General features: G+C 62.5%; 14 protein-coding genes. 10 read left to right on the forward strand and 4 right to left on the reverse strand.

Features of this window, described 5'->3' with window-relative positions:
- Positions 1-138: 138 nt before the first annotated feature.
- Complete coding sequence (locus tag ASD50_RS09665; protein WP_056239721.1) at positions 139-1,980, reverse strand: PHA/PHB synthase family protein; 1,842 nt, start codon at positions 1,978-1,980, stop codon at positions 139-141.
- A gap of 96 nt (positions 1,981-2,076) precedes the next feature.
- Here ASD50_RS09665 and ASD50_RS09670 point away from each other — a divergent pair, with 96 nt between their 5' ends.
- From ASD50_RS09670 to recJ, 9 genes are all read left to right on the forward strand, one after another.
- Positions 2,077-2,493: a hypothetical protein gene (locus tag ASD50_RS09670; protein ID WP_056239846.1), complete on the forward strand. Its 417-nt coding sequence runs from the start codon at positions 2,077-2,079 to the stop codon at positions 2,491-2,493.
- 46 nt (positions 2,494-2,539) lie between these two features.
- Positions 2,540-3,757, forward strand: a complete 1,218-nt coding sequence (locus tag ASD50_RS09675) for an LL-diaminopimelate aminotransferase (protein ID WP_056239724.1) — start codon at positions 2,540-2,542, stop codon at positions 3,755-3,757.
- A 46-nt stretch (positions 3,758-3,803) separates the two neighbouring features.
- Entirely contained in the window at positions 3,804-5,117 is a 1,314-nt protein-coding gene (locus ASD50_RS09680) for a homoserine dehydrogenase (protein ID WP_056239727.1), read from the forward strand.
- 123 nt (positions 5,118-5,240) lie between these two features.
- A complete protein-coding gene (locus ASD50_RS09685) occupies positions 5,241-5,468 on the forward strand; it encodes a DUF4160 domain-containing protein (protein ID WP_056239730.1) in 228 nt (75 codons plus the stop codon).
- Positions 5,443-5,922, forward strand: a complete 480-nt coding sequence (locus ASD50_RS09690; protein ID WP_082549564.1) for a DUF2442 domain-containing protein — start codon at positions 5,443-5,445, stop codon at positions 5,920-5,922. The genes ASD50_RS09685 and ASD50_RS09690 overlap by 26 nt, the downstream gene beginning before the upstream one ends.
- A gap of 104 nt (positions 5,923-6,026) precedes the next feature.
- A complete protein-coding gene (locus ASD50_RS23510) occupies positions 6,027-6,194 on the forward strand; it encodes a Thivi_2564 family membrane protein (protein ID WP_156460236.1) in 168 nt (55 codons plus the stop codon).
- Positions 6,195-6,248: 54 nt separating this feature from the next.
- Positions 6,249-6,587: a hypothetical protein gene (locus tag ASD50_RS09695; protein ID WP_056239737.1), complete on the forward strand. Its 339-nt coding sequence runs from the start codon at positions 6,249-6,251 to the stop codon at positions 6,585-6,587.
- A 216-nt stretch (positions 6,588-6,803) separates the two neighbouring features.
- Entirely contained in the window at positions 6,804-7,787 is a 984-nt protein-coding gene (gene glpX / locus ASD50_RS09705; protein ID WP_056239745.1) for a class II fructose-bisphosphatase, read from the forward strand.
- A gap of 58 nt (positions 7,788-7,845) precedes the next feature.
- Positions 7,846-9,627, forward strand: a complete 1,782-nt coding sequence (gene recJ / locus ASD50_RS09710) for a single-stranded-DNA-specific exonuclease RecJ (RefSeq protein ID WP_056239748.1) — start codon at positions 7,846-7,848, stop codon at positions 9,625-9,627.
- Positions 9,628-9,639: 12 nt separating this feature from the next.
- On the opposite strand, the gene ASD50_RS09715 is transcribed toward recJ, so the two are convergent.
- From ASD50_RS09715 to folE, 3 genes are all read right to left on the reverse strand, one after another.
- Positions 9,640-10,611: a patatin family protein gene (locus tag ASD50_RS09715; RefSeq protein WP_056239849.1), complete on the reverse strand. Its 972-nt coding sequence runs from the start codon at positions 10,609-10,611 to the stop codon at positions 9,640-9,642.
- A gap of 84 nt (positions 10,612-10,695) precedes the next feature.
- A complete protein-coding gene (hisI, locus tag ASD50_RS09720) occupies positions 10,696-11,154 on the reverse strand; it encodes a phosphoribosyl-AMP cyclohydrolase (RefSeq protein ID WP_056239750.1) in 459 nt (152 codons plus the stop codon).
- Between the two features lie 37 nt (positions 11,155-11,191).
- On the reverse strand, positions 11,192-11,830 hold the full coding sequence (gene folE, locus ASD50_RS09725; protein WP_056239753.1) for a GTP cyclohydrolase I FolE: 639 nt from the start codon (positions 11,828-11,830) through the stop codon (positions 11,192-11,194).
- Positions 11,831-12,062: 232 nt separating this feature from the next.
- Here folE and ASD50_RS09730 point away from each other — a divergent pair, with 232 nt between their 5' ends.
- The gene (locus ASD50_RS09730) at positions 12,063-12,506 is read left to right on the forward strand and encodes an iron-sulfur cluster assembly scaffold protein (RefSeq protein WP_056239756.1); all 444 of its coding nucleotides are present in this window, start codon (positions 12,063-12,065) and stop codon (positions 12,504-12,506) included.
- Positions 12,507-13,080 lie beyond the last annotated feature (574 nt).

Consider the following 13,080-nt stretch of genomic DNA (forward strand, 5'->3'; position numbering starts at 1 on the left):
CTGGAAACGAGACCTGTGTCGAATCAGCAACGCTACTGAAAATCGCGCGGATATCGACAGAATAAGCTTACTGCACAGTTGACGCCGCCATTTCACCTGCTTTGCGCCATCCGTCAACTCACCACAGATTACAGATTGTTACACGCGCACCTTCACATAGGTGCCCGGCGCTTCCCCCAGCGCTTTCAAATGCTTGCCGGGAATACGCGCCGCGACGCGGGTGCCTTCGCGGGCCTCGATCCACTCTTGCCAGTTCGGCCACCACGAGCCCGGCGTTTCCTTGGCCTTGGCGAACCACTCGTCGAAATCGCCCACCGGCTTGCCGCCGGTCCAATGCTGGTACTTGTTCATCTGCGGTGGGTTGATCACGCCAGCGATGTGTCCGGACCCGGCCATCACATAGTCCACCTTGCCGCCGAAATACTTGCAGCCGAGAAACACCGAGCGGGCTGGCGCGATGTGGTCTTCCTTCGCGGCGAGGTTGTAGATCGGGATGGTGACGTCGGCCAGCGAGACGGTGCGACCGGCAAGCTCCATGCGTCCCTGCGAGAGGTTGTTCTCGAGGTAGCAGTTGCGCAGGTAGAATGAATGGTTGGCCGCCGCCATACGCGTCGAATCGGCGTTCCAGTAGAGCAGGTCGAAGGGCAGGGGATCCTTGCCGCGCATGTAGTTGTTGACGACATAGGGCCAGATCAGGTCGCCCGAGCGCAGCATGTTGAAGGCCGTCGCCATCTTGGTGCCGTCGAGATAGCCCTTCTCGTTCATCGAGCGCTCGACCGCCGAAACCTGGTCCTCGTCGACGAACACTTTGAGGTCGCCTGCATAGGTGAAATCCACCTGCGTGGTGAAGAAGGTGGCGGAGCGGATGCGCTCGTCGCCCTCTTGCGCCAGAAGCGCCAGCGCCGCGGCCAGAAGCGTGCCGCCGACGCAGTAGCCGATGGCGTTGACCTCGCGCTCGCCGGTCTCCTTCTCGATGGTGTCGAGGCCGTATTGCAGGCCTTCGCGGATATAGGCTTCCCAGCTCTTGGTGCCGTGGCGTTCGTCCGGGTTGACCCAGGAGATGACGAAAACCGTATGGCCTTGCTCGATCGCCCAGCGGATGAAGGATTTTTCCGGATTGAGGTCGAGTATGTAGAACTTGTTGATCCAGGGCGGGCAGATCAGAAGCGGACGCTTCAGCACCTTCTCGGTAGTCGGGGCGTACTGGATGATCTCGGCGACATCGCTGCGGCCGACAACCTTGCCAGGCGTCACGGCGACGTTCTTGCCGATTTCGAACTTGGTGTAGTCGGCCTGCCGAAGCTTCAGGTCGCCCTTGCCGGCGGCAATGTCCTCGGCCAGCATCTTCATGCCCTTGACGAGGTTCTCGCCGTTCGAGGCGACCGTTTCGCGAAACAGTTCCGGATTGGTCAGGATGAAGTTCGACGGCGAAATCGCGTTCGACACCTGCTTCATGTAGAAGCTCGCCTTGTGGCGGGTGTGCTCGTCCAGCCCGTCGGCGCGCTCGACAAGGTCGGATGCCCAGCGTGAGGTGATGAGATAAGCCTGTTTCAGGAAGTCGAAAAAGGCGTTCTGGCTCCATTCCGGGTCCTGGAAGCGCTTGTCGCCGCGTTCGGGCTTGATCGATTCGCTGCTTGGCTCGCTCCCTTGCGGCGTCGCCACTTTCGAAATCGCATTGGCCCACACGTTCATGTATCCGGCGAAAAGCTGCGTCTGCGCCTCCAATGCGCGCTGCGGGTCGGAAAGCCAGTATTCGGTGAGCTTGGAGAACGTCTTGACCATGTCTGCCACCGGCTCGGCGACGTGGTCGCGCACTTCGCCCTTCTCGCGCGGCTCCACCCAGGCCGACGCAGCCTTTCCGGCCTGCTCGACCATGCGGGCAAGGTTCAACGCAAAGCGTTCAGGATCCTTCACAAGATACTGTTCGGCGGAAGAGGGCGCTTCGCTTTCTGCTTTGCCTTGGCCGGGTTTTTCGGACATGGTTCGCGCGGTTCCTCCCGAAGCCTTTGTTGACATGGTACCATGAGACGGCTGATAGGGTCCAACAAGGTCTACCGCGCCTTTCACGGATGCAACATGACACATAGTATCGCAAAGGTTGTTTTTTTTGGCATGGGCTTTCTTGGCCGCGGCGCGGCTTTGGCAGGCTTGCTTGTGCTGGCTGCATGTTCCACCGCCAACATCGAGGATGCGGCGCCGGCGGCGAATTCGGCGTCCACCGGGCCCAACCTGGTCGGCCCGAAGGACACCGGGGCGTTTCCCAACCTCAACATCCCCGCTCAGCAGGCCGCTCCCCAGTTCACCGATGAAGAGGCGAAGGCAAAGCTCGCCGCCTTGAACGCCGACAATGCTGCGGCTCGCAATCCGGCCCGCGCGTCAGGCGCGAAGGATGACAGCTCTTCGCTCAACGCCTTGGCCAGGAGCCACGGCAAGGACACGCTGAAAGAGATCGAAGGCAAATGCGATCCCGCCCTCGACCCGACTTGCAAATAGGGGTATATCGCGCCCGACTTCGCGCCACTCGATTGCTGGAACTGACATGGAAGAGTTTCACAAGGTTCGCCGCCTTCCGCCCTACGTTTTCGAGCAGGTAAACCGGCTGAAGGCCAGCGCGCGAGCGCGTGGCGCCGACATCATCGATCTCGGCATGGGCAATCCGGACCTGCCGACGCCCAAGGCCATCGTCGACAAGCTGTGCGAAGTCGTGCGCGATCCGCGCACGCACCGCTATTCTTCCTCGCGCGGCATCCCCGGCCTGCGCCGCGCCCAGGCCAATTATTATGCCCGCCGCTTCGGTGTGAAGCTCAACCCGGATACGCAGGTCGTCGCGACGCTCGGCTCCAAGGAAGGCTTCGCCAACATGGCGCAGGCCATCACCGCGCCCGGCGACGTGGTATTGTGCCCCAACCCGACCTATCCGATTCATGCCTTCGGCTTCATCATGTCGGGCGGCGTCATCCGTTCCATGCAGGTCGAGCCGGATGACGGCTTCATCCCGGCGCTGGAACGCGGCGTGCGCCACTCCATCCCGAAGCCCCTGGCGCTGATCCTCAACTACCCGTCAAATCCGACGGCGCTGGTCGCTTCGCTCGACTTCTACAAGGACGTCGTCGCCTACGCGAAGAAGAACGACATCATCATCCTGTCCGACCTTGCCTATTCGGAGATCTATTTCGACGGCAATCCGCCGCCTTCCGTGCTGCAGGTTCCGGGCGCGATGGACATCGCGGTCGAGTTCACCTCGATGTCGAAGACCTTCTCCATGCCCGGTTGGCGCATGGGCTTTGCCGTTGGCAACGAACGCCTGATTTCGGCGCTCACCCGCGTGAAGTCCTATCTCGATTACGGTGCTTTCACGCCGATCCAGGTTGCGGCGACCGCTGCGCTGAACGGCGATGGCTCGGACATTGCCGAAGTGCGCGATGTTTACCACAAGCGCCGCGATGTCATGGTCGATGCCTTCGGCCGCGCCGGCTGGCCTATCCCGGCGCCGGCGGCCTCGATGTTTGCCTGGGCGCCTATCCCCGAGCAGTTCCGCCCGCTCGGCTCGCTGGAGTTCTCCAAGCTCCTGATCGAGCATGCGGATGTTGCCGTGGCTCCAGGCGTGGGCTTCGGCGAGCATGGCGATGAATATGTGCGCATCGCACTGGTCGAGAACGAGCATCGCATCCGTCAGGCTGCGCGCAACATCAAGCGCTTCCTGTCCACGAGCGCGAAGCAACCCAACAATGTGGTTCCGCTCTCCGCGCACCGCTGAGGGCTTTGCCGCATTCCACGAGATTTGAAGAGGGACGTCGCCAGTCATGGCTGAAGCACTGCGCATTGGGATAGCCGGCCTCGGCACGGTTGGAGCATCTGTGGTCCGTGTTCTGGCGGACAAGGCCGCCGAGCTGACCCGCCAGTGCGGCCGCGACGTGGTGGTCACCGCAGTCTCGGCTCGCGATCCCAAGCGCGATCGCGGCGTTGATCTCAGCGCGGCCAAGTGGTTCGACGATCCGGTGGAATTGGCGCAGAAAGCCGATATCGATGTTTTCGTCGAACTGATCGGCGGCGATGAAGGCCCTGCGCGGGCTTGCGTGAAGGCCGCCCTCGACGCTGGCCGGCATGTGGTCACGGCCAACAAGGCGCTTCTGGCCAAGCACGGCGTGGCGCTGGCCGAAGCGGCGGAAAAGCGCGGCGTGCTGTTGAACTACGAGGCGGCGGTCGCCGGCGGCATTCCCGTCATAAAGACCATGCGCGAGGCGATGGCCGGCAATTCGGTAAACCGCGTGTTTGGCATCCTGAACGGCACCTGCAACTATATCCTCACCCGCATGGAAGCAGAGGGGCTGTCGTTCGAGGATTGCCTCAAGGACGCCCAGCGCCTCGGTTATGCGGAGGCCGATCCGACCTTCGACATCGAGGGCAACGACACCGCCCACAAGCTTGCCATCCTGACCAGCCTTGCCTTCGGCACCAAGATTGCCGCCGACAGCATCTATCTGGAAGGCATCTCCAACATCACCCAGGCCGATATCCGCGCCGCGGGCGAGCTTGGCTATCGCATCAAGCTTTTGGGCGTTGCCCAGCGCACCGAAAGCGGCATCGAGCAGCGCGTGCACCCGACGATGGTGCCGACCGCATCGGTGATCGCGCAGGTCAACGGCGTCACCAATGCGGTGGCGATCGAGACGGATATTCTGGGCGAATTGCTGCTCTCCGGTCCGGGCGCGGGCGGCAACGCCACCGCTTCCGCCGTGGTTGGCGACATTGCCGACATCGCCAAGAGCCGCCCCGGCTTCCAGCACGGCCCGGTGTTCGGGCGTCCCGCCAAGGAACTGCGGCCTTACAAGAAGGCGCAGATGCGCTCCCACGCCGGCGGTTATTTCATCCGCCTCACCGTGCACGACCGCATCGGCGTGTTCGCGGCCATAGCGCGGCGCATGGCCGATAACGACATCTCGCTGGAATCGATCGTCCAGCATGCCGACGGCAAGGAAGCGCTCGCGCAAAAGACCGTCATCCTCGTCACGCATGAGACGACGGAGGCGGCAGTGCGCAAGGCTGTCGAGGGCGTCACCAAGGACGGCCACCTGACCTCGAAGCCGCAGGTCATCCGCATCGAGCGGGCCGAGTAGTGCTGACGCTCCATATATAGCCGGCATGAGCAATGAATGACCGTTTAGTAGTGCATCAGGCGCACTATTTATTGACTTAGTGCATTGCATGCACTATTTTCGCACCGTTGAATCGAGTGCGGCATGCCAACCATTGTCACTATCGGCAAGATAAAAATCCAGATTTACGCCGACGATCACAACCCGCCGCACTTTCACGTTCTAAGTGGAGACGACGAAGCGCTAGTGTCGATTCAAGACTTGCAGATTTTCCGAGGACAGCTTCGGCGGCGCGATTTCGATACCGCCATAGAGTGGGCGAGGGCACATAGAGAGGAGTTGGAACATGAGTGGAACCGCCTCAATGCCTGACGATTTCATCACTGTTGGCCGCCCGCTTCCGCGCATCGCCTCCATCATGATTGACGACCGCAAGCGCGTGCGTGTGACATGGCGAGACGGTGGCGTCACGACGGTTGATCTAGAACCTGTCATACAAAGTCATCGAGCATTTATCCCGCTGCGGGAAGATGATGACCTGTTCCATACCCTGCGCGTCAATGAGGACGGCAACGCCATCCGGTGGGACGACGATATCGAGTTGTCCGCGGAATGGCTGGAACGGTTGCCTCCGGTCGGCATGGAGAACGTAGAATTCAGGCAGGCAATGAAGATGCTTGGCCTGTCGTTGGAGGGCATGGCGGCTCAGCTCGACGTTTCGCGCCGCCTCGTTGCTTCATATCGTGGTGTACAGCCTATTCCGGCCCATATCGCGCTGGCTGTAAGGTATTTGGTGGAACGCGCGACGCTCCGCCACGCGCAGTAGTCAACCCTGTCATTTTCTCCGGCCGGCCTTGCGGGATGGAACCTTAGCGAGGCCCGCGCCGTTGTCCCCTCGTGCGTTTTGCACTTCTCAAAGAGGGACACTCTATGGCTGGAAGCGTTTTAATCAGCATCCTGATCACCTTCCTGGTGATCGTTCTCATCCTTTACCTCGTCCAGCGCCTGCCGCTCGATGGGCGCACGCGCCAGATCGCGCAGGTCGTCGTGATCATCATCGGCATCATCTCGATGCTGAAATACCTCGCGGTGTTCTAGCCGCGCCATTCTGCCCGCCCGTAAGCTCATGACTTTGCCCGAAAGGAAACCGACATGGCTGACACAGTGAAGGCCGAAGACGTTCAGGAAACGATGAAGAAGCAGATTGCCGAGCTTCGTCGCGAGATGAACAAGATCAACAAGGCCCTCGCCGAGCGGGCAGAGGAAGTAGCCGAGCAGGCCTCGGGCTGGTACGAGGCTGCGTCGGACAGGGCATCGCGCACCGCACAACAGTTGAAGACCGGCGCGCGCAGCGTTTCCGAGACGGTTCAAAACAATCCGGGCACGGTGTCGAGCGCCTTGGTTTTAGGTGGCGCCATCGGTCTTCTTGTCGGCATGATGATCGGCCAGTCCGGCTCTCGCGAACGCGACTGGTACAGTCGCTGGCGCTAGGCAAAACGGTAAGTTTTGACGTCTTTTCGGGTTGCCGATACGCCGGAAAATTCCACGGCTCCGCTGTCTCGGCGGGGCCGTTCGACTTTCAATCGATTGATATCGTTGATTGCCGCAGAACTCCTTTTGGGGGACTTGCTGTTGTCATGAGCCTTTGACAAAAGGAGGCCTCGTTCCAGAGGGTGGAACGCGGCAAAGAGGGTTTCAAAAGACATCATGAATGCGGCACAAAAGATCGGCGCGAGCCTCGACCGGGTTCTCACCATGGAGTTGGTGCGCGTAACCGAGCGCGCGGCTGTCGCCGCTGCCAGGCTGCGCGGGCGCGGCGATGAAAAGGCCGCCGATCAGGTTGCCGTCGATGCCATGCGCAAGGAGCTGAATCACCTGGCCATCAAGGGCACGGTGGTGATCGGCGAGGGCGAGCGCGACGAGGCGCCGATGCTCTACATCGGCGAAGAGGTTGGCACCGGCAAGGGTCCATCCGTCGACATCGCGCTCGATCCGCTGGAAGGCACCACCATCTGCGCCAAGAACCTGCCCAACGCGCTGGCGGTGGTCGCGCTTGCCGAGAAGGGCAGCCTGCTCAACGCACCCGACGTCTACATGGACAAGATCGCCATCGGCCCCGGCTACCCCGAAGGCACCATCGATATCGATGCCTCGCCGGCCGAGAACATCGCCAGCCTTGCCAAGGCCAAGGGGGTCACCATCGGTGAAATCACCACCTGCATTCTAGATCGGCCGCGCCATGCCAAGCTGATCGAGGCGGTGCGCGCGACCGGCGCTGCCATTCGCCTCATCGGTGACGGCGATGTTGCAGGCGTCATCCACACCACCGACCCCGAAGAAACCGGCATCGACCTTTATCTCGGCACCGGCGGCGCGCCGGAGGGCGTACTGGCTGCGGCGGCGCTGCGCTGCACCGGCGGCCAGATGCAGGGCCGTCTGATCCTCGATACGCCTGAAAAGGTGGCCCGCGCGGCCAAGATGGGCATTTCCGATCCGAAGAAGGTCTATCGCACCGACGAGATGGCGCGCGGCGACGTGCTGTTTGCCGCCACCGGCGTCACCGACGGCAACATGCTGCAGGGCGTCAAGTTCGGCCGCAACTACATCACCACCCACACCATCGTTCTGCGTTCGTCTTCGCGCACGGTGCGCGAGATCAAGGCGCGGCATCAGGATCTGGACAAATTCTGATTCCGCCGCTGGTGGCGGTAGCCTACAGTCGCGCCGCAATGCGTGGGCGTGACTGACGATGGCCGACAAGCGGCTCTTTCTCGATGTAAGGCGTTCGGCCACCGGCGTTCTTTGGGAACACCGGCTGACCGAACGCGAGGACATGGCGGCCCTTGCCATCGCGCAAGGGCTTGGCGTTTCCGATATCGTCGCGCGCGTTCTGGCCGGACGCGGCGTGCAGGCCGCCGGGGCGGCCCGCTTCCTCGATCCGACCATTCGCGAACTGTTGCCTGATCCGGCATCCCTGACCGACATGGAAAAGGCAGCGGATCGCATCGCCGCCGCGGTGACTGCCCGCGAAAAGGTGGCGATCTTCGGCGACTACGATGTCGACGGCGCGGCTTCGTCGGCTCTCCTCAAACGTTTTCTCGACCATTTCGGCATCGAGTCCGAAATCTACATTCCCGACCGCATTTTCGAAGGCTACGGCCCGAACCCGGACGCCATGCGCGAGCTCGTCGGGCGCGGCGCAACACTGATCGTCACCGTCGATTGCGGCACCAACAGCGCCGCTGCCATCGCCGCCGCGCGTGAGGCGGGTGCCGATGTCGTCGTCCTCGATCATCATCAGGTCGGCGGCGCGCTGCCGGATGCGGTCGCCGTCGTCAATCCGAACCGCGAAGACGACCTGTCCGGGCAGGGCCATCTGTGTGCCGCCGGCGTTGTCTTCCTGACGCTCGTTCAAACGGCGAAAGTGCTGCGCGCGCGCCTGCCGGGCTCACCTCAGCCGGACCTTCTCGGCCTGCTCGATCTGGTGGCGCTTGCCACCGTTTGCGATGTGGTGCCGCTCACCGGCGTCAACCGCGCCTTCGTCGTCAAGGGTCTGCAAGTCATGCGCCAGCAGACCAATGTCGGGCTGGCGGCGCTGGCGCGCGCCTCCCGCATCGGCGAACCTGTCGGCGTCTTCCACCTGTCGTTCCTGCTCGGCCCCCGCATCAATGCCGGCGGGCGCATCGGCGATGCCGCGCTCGGCAGCCGGCTGCTTGCCACCGACGATCCGGTCGAGGCCGGTACGATTGCCGAGACGCTCGACCGTCTGAACCAGGAACGCCAGGCAATGGAAGCCGAGATGCTGGCCGAGGCCCGCGCCGAGGCCGATGCCGAGCTTGCCGGCGGCAACGGACCGGCTGTCATCGTCACGGCGAGCACGAAATGGCATCCGGGCATCGTCGGCCTCATCGCCTCGCGGCTGAAGGATCACGCGCGCCGGCCCGCCTTCGCCATCTCGTTCAATCCGAACGGCGTCGGCACCGGCTCCGGGCGCTCCGTCCCCGGCTTCGATCTCGGACGGCTGGTTCGGGATGCCGTCGCCTCGGGCCTGCTGGTCAAGGGCGGCGGCCACGCCATGGCGGCAGGCATCACCGTCGATCGCGACAAGCTTGGCGCCTTGCGCGCCTATTTCGAGGAGAAGGCGGCAGCGGATGTTTTCCGCCTGCAGGATCAGGAAAGCCTGATGATCGACGGTGCGCTCAGCGCCGAGGGCGTGACCCTGCAACTGCTGGATTCGCTCGACAAGGCAGGCCCTTTCGGCACCGGCCACGTCGCCCCGGTCTTCGCCTTGCCGCGCCACCGGCTGGTCGATGCGCGGCAGGTCGGCACCAACCACATCCGCGCCGATCTCCAGTCGGGCAGCGGCGGCCGCATCCAGGCCATAGCCTTTCGCGCCGTCGATACGGCACTTGGCGAATTCCTGTTCAGGAACAGGGGTGCGGCGGTTCACGTCGCCGGCTCGCTGTCGAGCAATTACTGGAATGGCAATCGCCGCGCGCAGTTTCGCATCATCGATGCGGCTTCCGCCTGATTTGGTGAAATTTCAGCCCAGAACCGACTGGAGTCGCGCAAGTTCGGCCACATGGGCCTTGGTGGCTTCGTAGCCGAAGCGGATCGCCTCGTCGGCGCGGTGGAACTCGGCCATTCCGATATGGGCGAGCTTCGGCTGGATCGACAGGTCGGGCGGATCGCCGGCAAGCCGCGCGCGCGATATCCGGTCCTGGATGATGTTGAAGGCCTCGACCATGACGCCGGTGATGCCGAGCCGGCTTTCCTTGGCGTGCGCGGCGTCCTCTGGCCTGCGCTCGGCCGGCGCGTCGTGCTCCACCAGAAGGTCGCCGGCGCTGTGCCGGATCACGGCTGCACGGCCGAAATTGTCGGAACTCAGATTGACCGCGATGACGATCGGCTGCTCCTGCGCCCGGCATACCGAAACAGGCACCGGATTGACCAGCGCGCCATCGACCAGCATGCGGCCGTTGCAGTTGACCGGCTCGAACACGCCGGGCAGCGCATAGGATGCGCGCATGGCGGTGATCAGCGAGCCGTTCGACAGCCAGATTTCATGGCCGGTGCGGATTTCGGAGGCCACGCTGACGAAAGGCTTCGGCAAATCCTCGAAGCGCACGCCAGCCAGATGTTCGCGCAGCCGCGCATCGAGCCGCATGCCACCGAACAGCCCGTTGCCGCGCAAGTTGATGTCCAGGAGCCCGAAAATCCGCCGCTTGGTCAGGCTGCGGGCGAATTCTTCCAGTTCATCCAGCTTGCCGGCCAGGTAGCAGCCGCCCACCAGCGCACCGATTGAAGTGCCTGCAATCATGGAGATTTCGATGCCGGCCTCGTCCAGCGCCCGCAGCACGCCGATATGGGCCCAGCCACGGGCGCAACCGCCGCCAAGCGCAAGCGCGATGCCCGTTTTCCTGGCGGGTTTGGGGTCAGCCGTGCCGGTCGACGAAGAGAGGCCATTGGCTTCCCGAACATCCGGCCTGCTGTACAATGACGCCCAATCGAGCATCATGATCTCCCTGGTCCCTTGGCGAGCCTATCGGCTCTGCGTATCGAAATGGTGAATGCCCGCAAAGGCAACACACCAATTGGTTCAATCGGCCTTTCGATAGGTTGACCCGGCATCGAACAACGGCGCACTGCCGTCGCCGGCAAGCTTTGCCTTGCCGCCGTCAATCTCCACCGTCCGGTAAAAGCAGGAACGCCGCCCGGTATGACAGGTTGCATCGTGGCCTGCGACTTTCACGCGCAGCCACACTGCATCCTGATCGCAATCGGTCCGCACTTCTGTGACGTACTGCACATTTCCGGAGGTTTCGCCTTTCTTCCAAAGCGAATTGCGCGAACGCGACCAATAGTGGGCGATGCCGGTCTCCAGCGTCAGCGCCAGAGCCTCGGCGTTCATGTGCGCGACCATCAACAGCATGTCGTCCGCGGCATCGGTCACGATGGCCGTGACAAGGCCGTTCGCGTCGAAGCGCGGCGTGAACGCCGTGTCTTCCTCAAGTGCATTCTTGTCGGCGGAAGCCGCAGAAAAAACGAGCGCCGACATTGCCGGTCCCTGTGTTTGGAAGGTGGGGAGGGTGGCGTTACGCCTTGAGGCCGCCCCGCACCATGGTCATGAAACGGATTTGCTCTTCCGGGTTGTCGCGGAACGCGCCGGTGAAGGTCGAGGTCAGCGTGGTCGAACCCTGCTTGCGTATGCCGCGCATGGCGATGCACATATGCTCGGCTTCGATCATCACCGCCACGCCGCGCGGATTGAGCACGTCCTGGATGGTGCCGGCGATCTGCGCCGTCATCGCTTCCTGCGTCTGCAAGCGATGCGCGAAGATTTCGACCACGCGGATGATCTTCGACAGGCCGACGACCTTGCCGTCAGGGAGGTAGCCGACATGCGCCTTGCCGATGATCGGCACCATGTGGTGCTCGCAATGCGAATGGAATTCGATGTCCTTGACGATGACCAGGTCGTCATAGCCGGCCACTTCCTCAAACGTGCGGCCAAGCTCCTCGGCCGGGTCCTTGTCGTAGCCGGAAAACATCTCGCGGTAGGCCTTGGTCACGCGCTTGGGCGTATCGAGCAGGCCTTCACGGTCCGGATTGTCGCCGGTCCAGCGCAGCAGCGTGCGCACTGCGGCCTCTACCTCGGCTTCGCTCGGGCGGCTCAGCGCCCGCGTTTCGACATTGGGCATGTTGGGCATGAGTTTCTTGATGACGGCGTCCATAAAAGGCGTCTCCCGTAGTTCCTCTCAAAGGAGGAACGAGTTGAACGGACCACTGCCTTATGCGGGATCGTCATGAAACGGCCCGAAGCGGCGTGACGTGGTTCCGGTAGCTTAGACGCACAACTCGCCTTGCCGTTCCCGGAACTCGAGCATTATATATTCAACCAGCGCCGCAATTAAAAGTGCAGATGCGGCAATCGCTGTCTATCGGACGGCGATAGATCGGAAAATTATGATTGATGACGTCTACAACAGGAAAATTCTGGCTTTTGCTGGAAATATCGACCGCATAGGCAGGCTGGAAACCCCTGACGCGACGGCCACGGCACATTCAAAGCTCTGCGGCTCGACGGTTACCATCGATCTCAAGATGGATAACGGCATCGTGACCGACTTCGCGCATGACGTGAAGGCTTGTGCGCTGGGTCAGGCTTCGTCATCCATCATGGCCCAGCACGTGGTTGGCGCGTCGTCGCAGGAATTGCGCACGGTGCGCGACCAGATGCTGAAGATGCTGAAGGAAAACGGTGCGCCACCTATGGGCCGCTTCGATGACCTGAAGTATCTTGAGCCGGTGCGCGACTACAAGGCGCGCCATGCCTCTACCATGCTGACCTTTGATGCTGTCGTCGACGCCATCGACCAGATCGAGAAAAAGGCCGAACAGGCCGCCTGAGCCGGCTTCTACCGCTGCTACCCCTCATCCGACCTCACCTTCGCTCGGCCACCGCCCGGCCCTTCGTTATGGCTCCGGGCGTTCGTCGTTCGAAAAGCCCATTTAGGGGCGTTTCGCGCGCTCCGCGCACAACGTCTCACCCCACAAGGGGCGAAGGGGACGCCTGCATCGACTTATCCGCCACTCACTACCGTTAGAGATTAGCAGGAGCGGTTGCGCCTACCTGCCTTCGCCCCTTGTGGGAGAAGGTGGCCGAGCGAAGCGAGGTCGGATGAGGGGTGTTTGAGCGCAAACGCTGACGCCCCCCTCTCCCCGTTTCTCACGGGGAGAGGGTAAGGGTGAGGGGCAGCGCTGAGCTGGCCGGCGTGGATCAAATGCCGGCCAATCACCGCCCAACCCTTTGTTCCCGCTCACTTCTGCAAAAATCTCTCACCCCACTTATCCACCCCCTCTGCACCTCCCCCATACTCGCTCCCATCGCCCTTGCGGGAGACCTGGTGCGCACCGGGTATCAGGGAAGGGCGTCGGTGCCGGATTGGTCGCATAACGGTGTGCGGCTGGGTGATGAGCCCCC

This window comes from Mesorhizobium sp. Root552 (assembly GCF_001427285.1).
Taxonomy (GTDB): Bacteria; Pseudomonadota; Alphaproteobacteria; order Rhizobiales; family Rhizobiaceae; genus Mesorhizobium.